Annotated in this window: 18 protein-coding genes; 8 read left to right on the forward strand and 10 right to left on the reverse strand. The window is 54.2% G+C overall.

Features of this window, described 5'->3' with window-relative positions; genetic code table 11:
* The first annotated feature begins 29 nt into the window (after positions 1-29).
* The gene (gene rsmF, locus ACOTYB_RS11185; RefSeq protein ID WP_032609505.1) at positions 30-1,493 is read left to right on the forward strand and encodes a 16S rRNA (cytosine(1407)-C(5))-methyltransferase RsmF; all 1,464 of its coding nucleotides are present in this window, start codon (positions 30-32) and stop codon (positions 1,491-1,493) included.
* A 106-nt stretch (positions 1,494-1,599) separates the two neighbouring features.
* Positions 1,600-1,839, forward strand: a complete 240-nt coding sequence (locus tag ACOTYB_RS11190) for a YebV family protein (RefSeq protein ID WP_003859885.1) — start codon at positions 1,600-1,602, stop codon at positions 1,837-1,839.
* A gap of 34 nt (positions 1,840-1,873) precedes the next feature.
* On the opposite strand, the gene pphA is transcribed toward ACOTYB_RS11190, so the two are convergent.
* Entirely contained in the window at positions 1,874-2,518 is a 645-nt protein-coding gene (gene pphA / locus ACOTYB_RS11195) for a protein-serine/threonine phosphatase (protein WP_220153148.1), read from the reverse strand.
* 167 nt (positions 2,519-2,685) lie between these two features.
* Here pphA and ACOTYB_RS11200 point away from each other — a divergent pair, with 167 nt between their 5' ends.
* A complete protein-coding gene (locus ACOTYB_RS11200; RefSeq protein WP_409248896.1) occupies positions 2,686-3,666 on the forward strand; it encodes a VirK/YbjX family protein in 981 nt (326 codons plus the stop codon).
* A gap of 45 nt (positions 3,667-3,711) precedes the next feature.
* Complete coding sequence (locus ACOTYB_RS11205; protein WP_032609507.1) at positions 3,712-3,909, forward strand: hypothetical protein; 198 nt, start codon at positions 3,712-3,714, stop codon at positions 3,907-3,909.
* A 125-nt stretch (positions 3,910-4,034) separates the two neighbouring features.
* Here ACOTYB_RS11205 and ACOTYB_RS11210 read toward each other — a convergent pair whose 3' ends face one another.
* The 3 genes from ACOTYB_RS11210 to yobA are packed head-to-tail and all read right to left on the reverse strand — an operon-like array spanning position 4,035 to position 5,632.
* A complete protein-coding gene (locus ACOTYB_RS11210; RefSeq protein WP_003859787.1) occupies positions 4,035-4,373 on the reverse strand; it encodes a YebY family protein in 339 nt (112 codons plus the stop codon).
* 16 nt (positions 4,374-4,389) lie between these two features.
* On the reverse strand, positions 4,390-5,259 hold the full coding sequence (gene copD, locus ACOTYB_RS11215) for a copper homeostasis membrane protein CopD (RefSeq protein ID WP_045329843.1): 870 nt from the start codon (positions 5,257-5,259) through the stop codon (positions 4,390-4,392).
* 1 nt (position 5,260) lies between these two features.
* On the reverse strand, positions 5,261-5,632 hold the full coding sequence (gene yobA / locus ACOTYB_RS11220; protein ID WP_045329847.1) for a CopC domain-containing protein YobA: 372 nt from the start codon (positions 5,630-5,632) through the stop codon (positions 5,261-5,263).
* A gap of 137 nt (positions 5,633-5,769) precedes the next feature.
* Here yobA and ACOTYB_RS11225 point away from each other — a divergent pair, with 137 nt between their 5' ends.
* From ACOTYB_RS11225 to exoX, 3 genes are all read left to right on the forward strand, one after another.
* Positions 5,770-6,000, forward strand: coding sequence for a DNA polymerase III subunit theta (locus ACOTYB_RS11225; protein ID WP_003859784.1), 231 nt, complete (start codon positions 5,770-5,772; stop codon positions 5,998-6,000).
* Positions 6,001-6,111: 111 nt separating this feature from the next.
* Positions 6,112-6,762 (forward strand): carbon-nitrogen hydrolase family protein, encoded by a 651-nt coding sequence (locus tag ACOTYB_RS11230; RefSeq protein WP_220153150.1) that lies wholly within the window; start codon positions 6,112-6,114, stop codon positions 6,760-6,762.
* Positions 6,763-6,786: 24 nt separating this feature from the next.
* Positions 6,787-7,449: an exodeoxyribonuclease X gene (gene exoX / locus ACOTYB_RS11235; protein ID WP_015570288.1), complete on the forward strand. Its 663-nt coding sequence runs from the start codon at positions 6,787-6,789 to the stop codon at positions 7,447-7,449.
* On the opposite strand, the gene ptrB is transcribed toward exoX, so the two are convergent.
* Together ptrB and ACOTYB_RS11245 are read right to left on the reverse strand one after the other, a co-directional pair.
* Positions 7,431-9,506 carry an oligopeptidase B gene (gene ptrB, locus ACOTYB_RS11240; protein ID WP_045343596.1) on the reverse strand — a complete coding sequence of 692 codons (2,076 nt, stop codon included), beginning with the start codon at positions 9,504-9,506 and terminating at the stop codon, positions 7,431-7,433. The two genes, exoX and ptrB, sit on opposite strands and share 19 nt — an antisense overlap.
* Before the next feature lie 75 nt (positions 9,507-9,581).
* Positions 9,582-10,232: a tellurite resistance TerB family protein gene (locus ACOTYB_RS11245; RefSeq protein ID WP_023314340.1), complete on the reverse strand. Its 651-nt coding sequence runs from the start codon at positions 10,230-10,232 to the stop codon at positions 9,582-9,584.
* Between the two features lie 171 nt (positions 10,233-10,403).
* Between ACOTYB_RS11245 and purT the strand changes: the two genes are divergently transcribed.
* Positions 10,404-11,582 (forward strand): formate-dependent phosphoribosylglycinamide formyltransferase, encoded by a 1,179-nt coding sequence (purT, locus tag ACOTYB_RS11250; protein WP_220153151.1) that lies wholly within the window; start codon positions 10,404-10,406, stop codon positions 11,580-11,582.
* A 61-nt stretch (positions 11,583-11,643) separates the two neighbouring features.
* On the opposite strand, the gene ACOTYB_RS11255 is transcribed toward purT, so the two are convergent.
* Genes ACOTYB_RS11255 through ACOTYB_RS11270 form a run of 4 tightly spaced genes read right to left on the reverse strand, consistent with a single transcriptional unit; the run spans position 11,644 to position 14,738 of the window.
* Positions 11,644-13,038: a hypothetical protein gene (locus ACOTYB_RS11255; protein ID WP_220153152.1), complete on the reverse strand. Its 1,395-nt coding sequence runs from the start codon at positions 13,036-13,038 to the stop codon at positions 11,644-11,646.
* Complete coding sequence (locus tag ACOTYB_RS11260; RefSeq protein WP_220153153.1) at positions 13,038-13,295, reverse strand: PAAR domain-containing protein; 258 nt, start codon at positions 13,293-13,295, stop codon at positions 13,038-13,040. The genes ACOTYB_RS11255 and ACOTYB_RS11260 overlap by 1 nt, the downstream gene beginning before the upstream one ends.
* A 12-nt stretch (positions 13,296-13,307) precedes the next feature.
* Positions 13,308-14,027: a T6SS immunity protein Tli3 family protein gene (locus ACOTYB_RS11265; RefSeq protein ID WP_421765812.1), complete on the reverse strand. Its 720-nt coding sequence runs from the start codon at positions 14,025-14,027 to the stop codon at positions 13,308-13,310.
* A gap of 3 nt (positions 14,028-14,030) precedes the next feature.
* Entirely contained in the window at positions 14,031-14,738 is a 708-nt protein-coding gene (locus ACOTYB_RS11270; protein WP_220153154.1) for a T6SS immunity protein Tli3 family protein, read from the reverse strand.
* Positions 14,739-14,740 lie beyond the last annotated feature (2 nt).

The raw sequence follows: 14,740 nt of genomic DNA on the forward strand, positions 1-14,740 counted from the left end.
GGAGCCTTTATGTTACACTGCGCACCTGAATGTTTCCCTGTGGTGTGCCCGTGGCTCAAAACTCCGTATTTCTTCCCGAACAATTCCTCGCACAGATGCGCGAGGCGCTTCCAGCTCATCTCTCTTTCGACGATTTCGTCGCCGCATGCCAGCGCCCTTTGCGCCGGAGTATTCGCGTCAATACGCTGAAAATCAGCGTCGGGGCGTTTCTGGATCTCGTCTCCCCCTACGGCTGGCAATTAACGCCAGTGCCGTGGTGTGAAGAGGGTTTCTGGATCGAACGGGATGACGAGGAGAGCCTGCCGCTCGGCAGCACCGCCGAGCACCTGAGCGGGCTGTTTTATATTCAGGAAGCCAGCTCCATGCTGCCGGTTGCTGCGCTGTTTGCCGACGGGAACCAGCCTGAGCGGGTTATGGATGTCGCGGCGGCGCCGGGCTCTAAAACCACGCAGATTGCCGCCCGGATGAACAACCGCGGCGCGATCCTCGCCAACGAATTTTCCGCCAGCCGCGTCAAAGTCCTGCACGCCAATATCAGCCGCTGCGGGATCCACAACGTCGCGTTAACGCACTTCGACGGTCGCGTGTTTGGCGCTGCCCTGCCGGAAGCCTTTGATGCCATCCTGCTCGACGCGCCCTGCTCCGGCGAAGGCGTGGTGCGTAAAGATCCTGATGCGTTAAAAAACTGGTCCGTTGAAAGCAACCTGCAGATCGCCGCCACGCAGCGCGAACTGATCGACAGCGCGTTTCATGCCCTGCGCCCAGGCGGGACGCTGGTTTACTCTACCTGCACGCTGAATCGCGATGAAAACGAGGACGTCTGCCTGTGGCTCAAGCAACGCTATGTGGATGCCGTCGAGTTTCTGCCGCTGGACACCCTCTTCGACTCGGCCAGCCATGCGGCCACGCCTGAAGGCTTCCTGCATGTCTTCCCGCAGATTTACGATTGCGAAGGCTTCTTTGTTGCCCGTCTGCGTAAAACCCGCGCCGTCGATCCCTTGCCTGCCCCTAAGTTTAAGGTCGGCAACTTCCCGTTCGCGCCGGTCAAAGGCCGTGAGGCGGCACAGGCGCAAGCGGCTGCGAGCAAAGTCGGCCTGCACTGGGATGAGAGCCTGCGCCTCTGGATGCGTGACAAAGAGCTGTGGCTGTTCCCGGTCAACATCGAACCGCTGATTGGTAAGGTGCGTTTCTCCCGCCTCGGTATTCGCCTGGCGGAGATCCACAACAAAGGCTATCGCTGGCAGCACGAAGCGGTCATTGCGCTGGCCGGCAGTGAGAACACCTTTGCCCTGACGCATCAGGAAGCGGAAGAGTGGTATCGCGGTCGTGACGTTTACCCGGAAGACGGCCCGTTACAGGATGAAGTCATCGTGACGTATCAGGGCTATCCGCTGGGGCTGGCGAAAAAAGTCGGCTCGCGGCTGAAAAACAGCTATCCGCGCGAACTGGTACGCGATGGCCGCCTGTTTACCGGTAACAACCGCAGCGCCTGAAAAAAAGCGCATTTTTTTACTGGCGATTTCGCTCTCCTTGTCTAGGATCAAAAATGGGTGACTGCACTGGTCATACCAGATTTTGGGCAACAAACCGGAGAGCATTATGACGAAAACCAGCGTACGCATTGGCGCTTTTGAAATCGACGACGCTGAATTGCGCGGCGAATCACAAGGCGAACGAACGTTAAGTATTCCCTGCAAATCCGATCCGGATTTGTGCATGCAGCTGGACGCCTGGGATGCAGATACCAGCGTCCCGGCAATCCTTGATGGGGAACATTCCGTTCTGTACCGTGAGCATTACGACAGTAAAACCGATGCCTGGGTCTTGCGTCTTGCCTGACCCAAAGAGAACCCGCCCGAAGGCGGGTTATTTATTACTGAAGCTGCGCCAGCGTCAGAAAGCCCCCGAATACTGCCCCCGTATCAATGTAGTGCAGATTGTTAAAATCGTAGCGTTTGTCCACAGGCGTATGTCCAAACCAGAAGTGATCCGCGCCGCTAATGCCCTGCCCTTTGCCCACCATAAAGCCCATTAACCGGTCGCGATCCCACAGCACGCGCTGGGCATCCACCGGCTTATGCCAGGCATATTCGGCGGAGGGATAATCCGCATGAGCAATCACGTTGAGACCGTTTTTGCAGGTTATTTCAATAATGTGCGGTAAGTCCCGACACGCGTTGAGTAAACCCTTCACCTGTTTTTGTTGAGCGTCCTTAAGCCCGGTAAACCAGTTACCACCATTTATCGACCAGAGACTAAAATCATTATTTTTAAGCGCATCTAACGCCATTTGCTCGTGATTACCGCGTACCGCATAAAACCAGTTTTCCTGCATCAGCTGTAAACATTTTACGCTGTCAGGCCCGCGGTCGATAATATCCCCCACCGAGATCAGCAGATCCGTATCAGGATTAAAATGTCGTCGTTTCAGCTCATCCATAAGCCACTGATAGCAACCATGAATATCGCTGACAACCCAGACATGACGCCAGTGTTCTCCCTCTATTTTCTGATACATAACGCCTCCTGTAAGAAGTATAGCTGCCACAGAAAATGTCATGAACTGGCGTCGGATTTCGCGAATCCAAACAAACCATAAACCAGCCGGAAATAAAGATCGCTGCGCTATTAATCCCTTATTCCCTGGCCTTTAAAATAGAGCGGAATAAAAAGAGGGATTTTCACGTGTCAAACATACACCTGCAAAACGATGTTTTTTATCCGCATCGCACAAATATTATTTCTGAACTGGTGAGAGGAAAACGCGTTCCCGGCCCAATCTGGCACAAACGTGATTACCGGTTAAAGTTCCTTCTGCGCTCGCTTTTATTCTGGTCCTCCACCCATCGCATGCTGGAGGCCCTGTCCGGGCGCGATGATTTCGACAGGCTGCTCACCTCTCAAATTACCTTGCCGAGCAAAACTCACCGCCAGTATCTGATGCGCGGCCTGAACTCAAACGACCGGGCCGATGCTATCGTCAGCCACTATCAGTGGATTGATAGTCTGAAAAACATCGCCCTCGCCCACGCGCTGACCAGCCCGCAAGAGGTGCCGGTTGTCCGGTTCGAGGCAAAAAACGACGAAATCTATACAGTCCACGCCTCGTCCGCAGGTAAGGCCGAACGCGAAGGCGAAAGCACGCTTTGGCTGCACGACAATGACAATACGCTGCTTGCCAGCCTGACGTTCTGTGTCGCACGCAGTAACGGCCGTACGGTGCTGGTGATCGGCGGCCTTCAGGGTCCACGTCGTCATGTTTCACGGGAGGTGATTAAACAGGCTACCCGTGCCTGCCATGGCCTTTTCCCGAAACGCGTGCTGATGGAGGTGATCTTCCAGCTTGCCTCACGCTCGAACATCAGCGCGATTTTTGCCGTCAGCGATGAAGGCCATGTTTTCCGCGCGCTGCGCTACCGTCTGAGCAAAGGCCGTCATTTTCACGCCAGCTACGACGAGTTCTGGGAAGGCCTGAACGGAAAGAAACTCTCCCCCTTCTGCTGGCAGTTGCCGCTCCAGATGGAGCGTAAAGCACTGGAGGAGATTGCCAGCAAAAAACGCGCCGAATACCGTCGCCGCTTTGCGTTACTTGATGATATTGCGGCTTCCGTACAGGCGCGCATTGATCCCGTAGTCGTCTCAGGCAAAATACAAACAAAAATTTAACAAAACAGCCAAAAAGGACTGGACTTACGCCTGCCGGGTTGTGGTATGTTTGAGGCAGGCGCACAGGAAGTGAACCTTCTGCTGAGACGAAAACCGGATTTTATCGTTTATTTTCATGCGGATAAAAAGAGACCGAATACGATTCCTGTATTCGGTCCAGGGAAATGGCTCTTGGGAGAGAGCCGTGCGCTAAAAGTTGGCATTAATGCAGGCTCAATCGCCTTGCCCTTTAAGAATAGATGACGACGTCAGGTTTTCCAGTCCACAGTAAAAGTGGTCTGAAAAAAAGCGTCAGAACATCACTAAATGTGAAAAACCGCAGAGCTTTTACAAGCACCTGCGGTTTTTTTTTACTGGAAACCTGACGGCTAGCAGAGCTTTTCAGCGCGCTCAATAAACGGTGCCAGACTTTTCTTCTGCCCGGGGTTTGCCGGGTCATCCACCTGGATCACGCTGACAGGCTGTCCGTTACTTTTCCCGCTGGCCACCTGCTGCTCCGCTACGTCATTTAACGGATACTGCACGAGCGTACTGGGATTGATGACATACAGCGCGTTACCGGGACGGCAGGTGAGCATGACCTCTTCACGATTAAATGCCCAGTTGTCCTTGCCCACTTCAAACCGGCTGACGGTGATGACCTGCGGCGCGGCCAGCGCACTGCTGGCACAGGTGAGAAGTAAAAGAGAAAGCAGTGTCTTTTTCATATGTTATTTAACCTTGTCAGAAGGGTTCCCAGGTCGCGAACAGGCTGACGGCCGCCAGTACCAGCGCGCCCAGCACCACCTCTGCCTGTGTCATCCTGATAAAAATCTGTTGTTCCCGCCCGGCCTCCGGGCGAAAGCGTGGCACAAGAAAATACCGATTCGCCAGCGCAATTGCCACCATCATCATGACCAGCGCACATTTGAACAACAACAGCTGGACATAAGGCGCATGCCACGGCACGTTTATGCCAACAATAAAGAGCGTATTGATTATCCCGGTCAGCAGCACGCCTGCCACGGCGTAATGCCCCACGCGGGAGAAGCGCATCATGGTAAAGATAGCGGCTGGCTGCCAGCGGCCTTTCGCCAGACGCATACAAAACAGCAGCGGCAGTAAACCACCCACCCAGGTCGCGGCGCAGAGCAGATGAAGCGCATGGTTGAGACGATGCAATGCTCCCGGTGCGCCACCGTTCATCGCGGCATGTCCCACGCCCGCCAACAGCACCAGCTGCCCCATCACGAGCAGTAACAGCCGTGAGCCTTTTTGCGGGGTAAGCCATGCAGCGCCCGCCGTCACAGCGGCCAGCACCATTTGCCACAACCAGACGCCGCCAAATTGCGTTCCCAGCACGCTGCGCCAGACCGCCGGACGAATGACATCGCCCCAGCCGTTGCCCATCAACCCACTTTGCAGGCCAAACATCAGCAGAGCCGCCATCAGGCTGATTAAGGCCGCGAGTTTCTGCTGCCGCTGGAAACGCCGGGTCATGAGGCGCTGCAACGAAGACGGTGCAAACCAGACGCTGTAAAGCGCGTTGCCGAAAAGCAGCATCAGCGCAGCAAAATGGATAAAGCGTAACGCGACGTAGCTCAGGGCCAGCATACTATTTCACACTAAAGTGATAGCTGCCCTTGGTTTTGTGGCCGTCCACGGAGACCACGTGCCAGTCCACCGTGTAGGTGCCGGTCGGCAACGGTTTCTCAAGAGGAACAATCAGCTTTGCGTTATCCTTCTCGTCACGCTTCACCGCGCCGGTCTGGATCTTGTGCTGCTGCGCGTCCGTCACCACCACGCCGCTGAAGGCAGGCTCAATGCCTTCCGAGAAGTTCAGGGTAATGACCTCTGGTGCCACCGCAACGGTATTTTCCTGCGGGGATTGCTGCTTAAGATGCGCATGGGCCAGAGCTGAGGTCGCGGTTGCTGAAGAGAGCAGAAATGCCAGCGCGCACGCGACGCGGGAAGGGGTAAAGTGCATCACAATCATTCCTTTTCGTTATGCCTGAATGCTAAAGAATAACTCTGTATAATTAACGAGTCGAGGAACATCCTTTGCTCCCTTGTCATCGTTGAACAATCGCGGTAACGTTGCCGCCGCAGAAAAAGGAGAAGGAAATGAACGTTAACCTGGCCGCCCTTCCTCAGGACGAGATGGACAAAGTGAATGTCGATCTCGCCGCCGCGGGTGTCGCATTCAAAGAGCGTTACAACATGCCCGTCGTAGCTGAAGTGGTAGAGCGTGAACAACCCGCACATCTGCGCGACTGGTTTCGCGAACGTCTCATTGCGCATCGCCTCGCCTCCGTCAATCTCTCGCGCCTGCCGTACGAACCTAAAGTTAAATAAGCTTAACGTCTCGTTACACTTCCTTACGCGTTATGTGGCAGGATAAGAAAACCCTGATAAATTTAGGTGTAATCTTAAAATCCCAGCGACTTAGTGTATAAGGAAGTCACGATGTCACGATGGAATATTGCCGCGGCTCAGTATGCCCCGCGGCACAACTGTGTTGATGAGCACGTAAAACATCACCTGCACTTTATTGCCGAAGCTGCCTGGCATGGGTGCGATTTGATCGTCTTTCCGGAGCTTTCGCTTACCGGCCCAGGCGGAACATCCTTACCCCCACCTCCTGACGATTTGCAGCTTGCCCCCCTCCTTCACGCCGCCCAGTCACGTTTCATCACGGTGATTGCTGGTATTACGCTCCAGCAACACGGCCAGCGCCAGAAAGGACTCGCGCTTTTCACCCCTAACCTGTCGACCATCCGGCGTTATCCGCAGGGCAACGGTGCGGGTGTTATTCCTGGCGATAAAAGGTTAACCATCGTGGATAACCAGGCTGACGCCCCGGAACTGGACCCGGAGGCAACGCTGTTCACCAGCAGCCTGGCAGTGGGCGAGCACCGCTGGCGACAATCGATCGGTTCGTTACAACGCTTCGCGCACAAGTACGCCATCGCGGTAATAATGGCGAACGCGCGCGGCGGTAGCGCGTTATGGGATGAAAAAGGTCAGCTGATTGTACGTGCCGATAAGGGAGAACTGCTGCTAACCGGTTCTTTAGGCCAACAGGGTTGGCAAGGCGATATCATTCCATTAGGCTAGGCATTTTAGGATCAGGAGCGATCAATGCTGCGCGTTATCGATACCGAAACCTGTGATTTGCAGGGTGGAATTGTGGAAGTCGCTTCTGTCGACGTGATTGACGGAAAGATAGTCAACCCAATGAGCCATCTGGTGCGCCCGGATCGTCCCATCAGTGCGCAGGCGATGGCTATACATCGCATTACGGAATCGATGGTGGCGGATAAGCCGTGGATTGAAGAGATCATCCCTCTTTACCACGGTAGCCAGTGGTATGTCGCCCATAACGCCAGCTTTGACCGCCGCGTGCTGCCGGAGATGCCCGGCGAATGGATTTGCACCATGAAGCTGGCGCGCCGTCTGTGGCCTGGGATCAAATACAGCAATATGGCGCTGTATAAGTCGCGCAAACTCAGCGTGCGGACGCCGGAAGGGCTGCATCATCACCGTGCCCTTTATGACTGCTACATCACCGCAGCGCTCCTGATTGATATCATGAATACTTCCGGCTGGACGCCAGACGATATGGCGACCATTACCGGGCGCCCCGCGCTACTGACTACCTTTACGTTCGGTAAATATCGCGGGAAGCCAGTATCGGAAGTGGCGGACAAAGATCCGGGTTATCTGCGCTGGCTGTACAACAACCTCGACAGAATGAGCCCGGAACTGCGCCTGACGCTGAAGCATTATTTAGGCGAAGCCTGAGTCCCCGCCCGGCCTGGCAGCGTATCCTGCGCCAGGCCAATCAAAAAGGCGTACTCCAGCGCCACCCCTTCATAGGATTTAAATCGCCCTGATTTCCCTCCGTGCCCTGAGTCCATATCGGTACACAGCAGCAGCAGATTATCGTCAGTTTTCAGCTCACGCAGCTTCGCCACCCATTTCGCGGGCTCCCAGTACTGCACCTGGGAATCGTGCAGGCCGGTGGTCACCAGCATATGCGGATAGGCTTTCGCCTCGACGTTATCGTACGGGCTGTACTCTTTCATGTAGCGATAATAGGTTTCATCCTGCGGATTCCCCCACTCCTCAAACTCCCCGGTGGTCAGTGGAATGGACTCATCCAGCATGGTCGTCACCACGTCCACAAACGGCACCTGGGCGATAACGCCTTTAAACAGTTCAGGCCGCTGGTTGATGACGGCGCCCATTAGCATGCCCCCGGCGCTGCCCCCCATGCCAAAGCAGAGCTGCGGATCGCCATAACCCTGCGCGATCAGCGCATCGCAGACATCAAGGTAGTCGTTAAAGGTATTTTTCTTTTTGAGAAATTTTCCGTCTTCATACCAGTGCTGACCCAGTTCGCCGCCCCCGCGAATATGGGCAATCGCATAAACAAAACCGCGGTCGAGCAGGCTCAGCCTGCTGCTGCTGAAATCGGCGTCCATGCTTGATCCATAGGAGCCATAGCCATAGACGAGGATGGGGTTTTTACCTTTGTTGAAGTGCGCCTTGTGATAGACGAGCGATACAGGGACTTCAACGCCGTCGCGTGCGGTCACCCACAGGTGCTCACTGCGATAATTTTCCGACTCAAAACCCCGGACCTCAGCCTGTTTAATCACCTGACGCTGCCCGGTGTCCATATCCAGTTCAAACAACGTATCCGGGGTGGTCATCGACGAATAGCCGTACCGCAGGCGGGACGATTCCGGTTCCGGGTTAAAGCCGATCCACGTTACGTAAGCCGGGTCATCGAACGCAATGCCCACCACTTCGCGGGTTTTGCGGTTGATTTGGCGGATACTGGTCAGTCCGCGCTGACGCTCTTCCACCACCAGCCAGTCGGTAAACAGGGTGAACCCCTCCAGCATCACCTGATCGCGCGCGGGAATTAACACTTCCCATTTGCGTTCATCGCGCACTTTGGTTTTATAAAGGCCAAAGTTTTTGCCCTCGCGGTTCGAACGCAGGTAAAAGCTGTGCTGGAAGTGATCCAGGCTGTACTCATGATCTTTACGGCGCGGCAGGAAGCACAGCGGCTGCGCATCCGGCAGCTCTGCATCCAGCAGCAGCACTTCTGAGGTGGTGGCGCTGGAGAGGAAAATGATCACGTAGTGGCGAGATGACGTTTTATGCAGGCTGACATAGAACGTCTCGTCTTTTTCCTCATATACCAGTTCATCGTCGGCGGAATCGGTCCCCACCGTATGACGCCAGACCTGATAAGGCAGCAGCGTTGAGGCATGCTTTTTAACGTAGTAGACCGTTTCTGAATCGTTACCCCAGACGAAATCGGGGGAGACATTATCCAGCATTTCGGGATACCAGTTTCCCGTTTCAAGATTGCGGAAACGCAAACCGTACTGGCGGCGGGAGAGGTAATCCTCAGCCAGCGCCATAATGGCGTTATCGGGGGAAATGGACATGCCGCCCAGCGTATAAAACTCACTGTGGGCAGCACGTTTGTTGGCATCCAGCAGGATCTCCCATTCGTCCCACTCGGCGCTCAGCACAGACTGGCGCTGGTAGATGGGATATTCGTTTCCCGGCTCATAAATATGGCGATAGCGATAACCGTTTTTGCACCACGGGGCAGAGACATCACGCTGGGGGATACGCTGCACCATTTCGTTCAGGAGCTGATCCTGAAGCGCCTGCTGGCTGGCCATGACCTGGCGGCCATAGTCGTTTTCCTCGTGCAGATAGTCGAGCACCTCTGGCCGGGAACGAGAATCGTCCCGCAGCCAGTAGTAGTTATCGATACGCGTATCGCCATGCGTGGTGATCGCATAAGGAGTACGTCGGGCTTTTGGAGGCATGGCATTCTTACTTTTTCGTTTTACATCCTATAAGGTTGGCAAAACACGCGTATGATGCAAGCGAAACATGGCCTTCTAGCCCGCGAGGGTCTGCTTCTGCTGCTGAATATCCTGCTCAATTCCCTCGCGAACGTCCTGGGGGATCTTCAGCGCATCGCCCAGGGCGTTCAGGTAGCTGCGCTCCATAAAGTGATCGATATCGATGGCGGCACAGCTCAGAAAATAGAGTTCCAGCGCCTCTTCTTCGTTTTTCACGCCTTGCGCCAGACGCTGCGGATCGAGCGGCTGTTCAATGGCCTGCGCCACCAGCGCCCTGCCCTGCTCCTCAACGCCCGCTTCCCGCATCTGCTGTTCAATTGCGGCACGTTCACTGGCATCAATATGCCCGTCACTCTTGGCCGCAAAGACCAGAGCGAGGATCAGCCGCTCGGTGCGTAAATCTAACGGCGATACCTGCTTCCCGTACTGCGGTTCATCCTGATGCGCGTTGCGCACCTTATCTTTGTATTTGCTCCATAAGACGGAACCTGCAATAGCCCCTCCGCCCGCCAGCAGCGCGCCGGTACCGTATTTGGTAAGCAGTTTCCGCGATGATTTATTGGCAACCAGCAAACCGGCCAGCCCGCCGAGCGCACCCGGCACCAGCAGCTTGCTCAGACCCTGCTCGCCCGACGACGAGCCTTTTTGTCCCAACAGGGATTGCAGTTGATTCATCCAGCCTGACATATTTTTCCTCACGTAACAGTGCGTAACCTTCACAGCCTAAGCGAGCGGGTGTCAGGAAATGTCTGTCAGTGCTAAAGAAGCGCAAATTTCACCGCTGTCCGGATATCCCCATACAAGACAGACGCAAACGTTTTCGTTTATACTGCCCGCATCTTTTTCAGGGGGATTTTTATGACTCGTTTAGGAACCGCGCTGCGTCCCGCCGCGACGCGCGTCATGCTGTTGGGATCGGGTGAACTGGGTAAAGAAGTGGCCATTGAATGCCAGCGTTTGGGTGTGGAAGTGATTGCGGTGGACCGTTACGCGAACGCCCCTGCCATGCACGTTGCGCATCGCTCGTACGTCATCGATATGCTTGACGGCAATGCGCTGCGGGCGTTAATTGCCGAGGAAAAACCGGATTTCGTGGTGCCTGAAATTGAGGCCATTGCCACTGAGATGCTGGTTGCCCTTGAGCAGGAAGGCCAGCGCGTAGTGCCTTGCGCCACTGCGGCAAAACTGACCATGAACCGGGAAGGCATTCGTCGCCTGGCGGCAGAAGAATTACAGCTCCCGACCTCCAGCTACCGTTTTGCCGGGGATAAAGCTGCGTTTCTCCAGGCCGTCGAAGAGATTGGCTACCCGTGCATCATTAAGCCGGTAATGAGCTCCTCCGGCAAAGGGCAGAGCTTTATCCGCGACAGCAGCACGCTGGACCAGGCCTGGGACTATGCCCAGCAGGGCGGTCGTGCCGGTGCCGGGCGCGTCATCGTGGAAGGCGTGGTGAAGTTTGATTTCGAAATTACCCTGCTTACCGTCAGTGCCGTGGACGGCGTTTATTTCTGCGACCCGATTGGTCATCGTCAGGAAGACGGCGATTATCGAGAATCCTGGCAGCCGCAGCAGATGAGCGCGCTGGCGCTGGCACGCGCGCAGGAGATCGCCCGCAAGACGGTGCTGGCGCTGGGCGGCTACGGCCTGTTCGGCGTGGAATTGTTTGTTTGCGGCGACGAGGTGATCTTCAGCGAAGTCTCCCCTCGCCCGCACGATACCGGGATGGTTACGCTGATTTCACAGGATCTCTCCGAGTTCGCGCTGCACGTGCGCGCTTTCCTCGGCCTGCCGGTTGGCGGCATCCGTCAGTACGGCCCGGCAGCCTCGGCGGTGATCCTGCCGCAGCTGACCAGCCAGAATGTCACCTTTGATAACATCGAAGGTGCGGTTGGTGCAGGCTTACAGGTCAGACTGTTCGGCAAACCGGAGATCGACGGAAGCCGTCGTCTGGGCGTGGCATTAGCAACCGGGGAAAACGTGGACGAAGCCGTCGCGAGAGCGAAAATAGCGGCCACTGCGGTAAAAGTGACAGGGTAAATAACTAAAGGCTGGTCAACTAAGCGACCAGCCACATTACATGATTAACATTGTTCCGTTTCTATCGCTTCCATTCGTATTCCATGTCCTCGTAGGCTTCATTCGTTTTCGAGATGAAAACAAAAATACCGAGGCCAATAAAAATAACGAAGGGAATGATGATGCTCGCAATCAGTTCCCAGATTGCTGGCGGATCGTTTTGCGCCAGGAAACTGATACGATAGGCAATGAGGGATAACACGCAGAATAAAGCCGCCATCCCCGCAGGATAAAGGGGATTACTCCAGTTACACCAGGTAAGTTTTTTTGGGATAGCTGTCTCCATGGAGGAAAGCGAAGTAATACAAAATTTGTTTTTGTCTGAATAAGCTGCCAGTTGCTCCCCCTGGGCATATTTGACCGCATCCGCCGCAAATGCCAGAGCCAGCCACCGATACCCGGCACTCTTTGCGCCCAGAGAGGCATCGATATCCAGCCGTTCCACCGTGAGCGCTTTTTTATCCAGTGCCTGCATTAATGGATATTTTTCAATACGGGAGAGCCCGGTATACCAGAGATTTTTCGGCGTAAGTACCGAACCCGTCTCAAGGAAGACCGCCATTTTGTCCTCTACATCGGTCACGTCAGACATAGGCTGATATAAATATACCGGTTTTTCGCCCTCCTCCCGGACATAATGACTGGTCAGCAGGAATGCACATGCATTTTCCATGCTCTTTGATTCGCCGCTTTCTTCATGTAAATCAACGATAACAATCAACCGGTTTTCAACTCTGTAATCAGATAAGTTCATCCATTGGCTAACGATCGCGTAGTCAGGACATTCTGTGCTGTACTCAATTTTACACGTGCTTGCCGTTTCAATACCCAACCGCTCCAGAGTGCGCCTCAGTTCATCAATGCAGGATCCACTCCCTCCGTGAACCCAGACAACAGTTTCAAAAATACGGTAGTTATAGTCCTTCAATTTTTCTGCCATCGGGTCCAGTAAGCGGTAAAACATCTGTTCATTCCTGGTCTGGTCGAAGCGATCTTCCAGCTGAATATTAACCGGCGTTTTCGGTGCCAGCGGAAATTCGCCTTCCAGTTTCAACATATTCAGCGCGGGTTCCTCCAGGGGGGTGATTGCAGACCATGCTGCGATAGCGATATTTTTTCGCGCATACGCCTTTAAATTAATCTCCTGCTCTTTTGCTATGAATTTTCGGGTTTCAGCATAATGAATGTTGGCGTCATGAAATATGAAACTTGTAAAAACTAGCAACGATACAACACAGATGGGCAGAATAACTGAAGGCACAAAAAAGAGAGCCGTAACGTGTTCCTGTTCAGGCCAGGTGAGAGCCCGGATCGCGAGGCCCATTGCGACGGCTATCACATAGAGGAAAACAATCATGACGACTGGCACAGTGGAATCCGGCTCTGGCTGTTGTTTGTATAACCACCACGCGCGCATTACGAAGCTCCCGCCACAGGTAAGGTACTTTTGATTTCACATCCACACGCCGCGCGACAGCCATCTACCACAACCCCACGGCCATGCATGGTCCAGGTTGGGTGACATTCAGTGATTGCGAACGTCCCTTTATGGAGCGGACACTGCGCAAGATCATCTTTTAAGGCCACGGGCTGCCCCATAAAGTCTGCCCCGGAGGCCTTAGTGACTTTTCCTCCGCTTATCAGCGGAGGGTTTAACCTAATGACGCCTTTCATCGCTTTATCTCCCTATTTTCCCGCATCCATGTTGCATTGCATGTGCTCCCAGCCGGTATAGCCTTTCACGTCGGGTACGCTGTCGGGTAAATCTTGCCAGTTAGCCTTAAGTTGCTGCGTGCTGCCCTCGAGCCCCTGCTTAGTCATGTAGACCATTCCCCACGCCCAGCCAGGGGAACGGGGGTCCAGCGTATCGCTTACTTTATTTCCCATTCCGTCATCCACGGTATAGGCAATCCCCGGCCCGCCGGGCAGAATGCGCGGGTCTTCAAATGGTTTTGACGACATATACAGCCGGTGTGTGGTCTGTAAAAAACCCTGATCGTTGACGACGGTGAAAGATATGACATCATCATAATAAGGAGCGTTACTTCCATCAGGTTCATTGCTCCCTGGTGACATAGATGCACCACCTCTTTCCCACGTTTTCCCATAGTCTTTTGATACTGAAAAACCACCAGTAACATTTCCCCACCACGGAATTGCAAGATAGTGCTCTGAAGGATGCACGAATTTTTTGGTAAAGATTCGATAAAAGTGACTGGCAATTTGTGAATGGATACTTTTCTTAGTATCGCTAAACCAGAGTTCACCTTCGCAATCCCAGCCTTTCAATTCGAGAAAACGGTGATCATCGAACCGGTAAACAACCTGTGTGGGCGGTTCTTTAGCCTGGCATCCGGTCGCCAGCACAACGGACGTCGCTGCGAGAACGGTACATAATCCTTTCATCAGTTATCGTCCCGCATCCATATCACAGCGCATATGATCCCAGCCGGTGTACCCCTTCACTTCGGGTACGCTGTCGGGTAAATCTTGCCAGTTAGCTTTAAATTGCTGCGTGCTGTGCTTAAGCCCCTGCTTAGTCATATAGACCATTCCCCAGGCCCAGCCAGGGAAACGGGGGTCCAGCTTCCCGCTGACTTTATTTCCCATTCCGTCATCCACGGTATAGGTAATCCCCGGCCCACCGGGCAGAATCCGCGGGTCTTCAAACGGTTTTGACGACATATACAGCCGGTGTTTGGTCTGTAAAAAACCCTGGTCGTTGACGACGGTGAAAGAAATAATATCCTCATACGGCGCGTAGTCATCACCATTAGGTTCATTATGATTTGGTGAGAACGCTACGGAGTGCCACGTTTTCCCATAGTCCTTAGATACTATGAATCCACTCACTCCCCATCCCGTCAGAGCAATATATCGCTCTGATGGGTGAATAAATTTACGGGTAAAGAGTCGATAAAACTGACTAACGGGTTCGGTGTGAATGCCTCGCTTCGTATCCGTATACCAGAGTTCACCTTCACAGCCCCAGCCTTTCAACTCAAGGTAGCGATGATCATCAAACCGATAAACTACCTGCGTCGGCGGTTCTTTCGCCAGGCATCCGGTTGCCAGCACAACGGACGTCGCTGCGAGAACGGTACATAATCCTTTCATCA

Origin of the sequence: Enterobacter cloacae complex sp. IR5450 (assembly GCF_049238665.1) — a bacterium.
Taxonomy (GTDB): domain Bacteria; phylum Pseudomonadota; class Gammaproteobacteria; order Enterobacterales; family Enterobacteriaceae; genus Enterobacter; species Enterobacter hormaechei_C.

Excerpts from the sequence above, each read along its gene's own strand:
- yobA (WP_045329847.1), bottom strand. The coding sequence starts at position 5,632 with ATGCACTTTACCCCTTCCCGCGTCGCGTGCGCGCTGGCATTTCTGCTC.
- pphA (WP_220153148.1), bottom strand. The coding sequence starts at position 2,518 with ATGTATCAGAAAATAGAGGGAGAACACTGGCGTCATGTCTGGGTTGTC.
- ACOTYB_RS11205 (WP_032609507.1), top strand. The coding sequence starts at position 3,712 with ATGTTTGAGGCAGGCGCACAGGAAGTGAACCTTCTGCTGAGACGAAAA.
- ACOTYB_RS11225 (WP_003859784.1), top strand. The coding sequence starts at position 5,770 with ATGAACGTTAACCTGGCCGCCCTTCCTCAGGACGAGATGGACAAAGTG.
- purT (WP_220153151.1), top strand. The coding sequence starts at position 10,404 with ATGACTCGTTTAGGAACCGCGCTGCGTCCCGCCGCGACGCGCGTCATG.
- exoX (WP_015570288.1), top strand. The coding sequence starts at position 6,787 with ATGCTGCGCGTTATCGATACCGAAACCTGTGATTTGCAGGGTGGAATT.
- ACOTYB_RS11230 (WP_220153150.1), top strand. The coding sequence starts at position 6,112 with ATGTCACGATGGAATATTGCCGCGGCTCAGTATGCCCCGCGGCACAAC.
- ACOTYB_RS11255 (WP_220153152.1), bottom strand. The coding sequence starts at position 13,038 with ATGCGCGCGTGGTGGTTATACAAACAACAGCCAGAGCCGGATTCCACT.
- ACOTYB_RS11265 (WP_421765812.1), bottom strand. The coding sequence starts at position 14,027 with ATGAAAGGATTATGTACCGTTCTCGCAGCGACGTCCGTTGTGCTGGCG.
- ptrB (WP_045343596.1), bottom strand. The coding sequence starts at position 9,506 with ATGCCTCCAAAAGCCCGACGTACTCCTTATGCGATCACCACGCATGGC.
- ACOTYB_RS11260 (WP_220153153.1), bottom strand. The coding sequence starts at position 13,295 with ATGAAAGGCGTCATTAGGTTAAACCCTCCGCTGATAAGCGGAGGAAAA.
- ACOTYB_RS11245 (WP_023314340.1), bottom strand. The coding sequence starts at position 10,232 with ATGTCAGGCTGGATGAATCAACTGCAATCCCTGTTGGGACAAAAAGGC.
- rsmF (WP_032609505.1), top strand. The coding sequence starts at position 30 with ATGTTTCCCTGTGGTGTGCCCGTGGCTCAAAACTCCGTATTTCTTCCC.
- ACOTYB_RS11210 (WP_003859787.1), bottom strand. The coding sequence starts at position 4,373 with ATGAAAAAGACACTGCTTTCTCTTTTACTTCTCACCTGTGCCAGCAGT.
- ACOTYB_RS11270 (WP_220153154.1), bottom strand. The coding sequence starts at position 14,738 with ATGAAAGGATTATGTACCGTTCTCGCAGCGACGTCCGTTGTGCTGGCA.
- ACOTYB_RS11190 (WP_003859885.1), top strand. The coding sequence starts at position 1,600 with ATGACGAAAACCAGCGTACGCATTGGCGCTTTTGAAATCGACGACGCT.
- copD (WP_045329843.1), bottom strand. The coding sequence starts at position 5,259 with ATGCTGGCCCTGAGCTACGTCGCGTTACGCTTTATCCATTTTGCTGCG.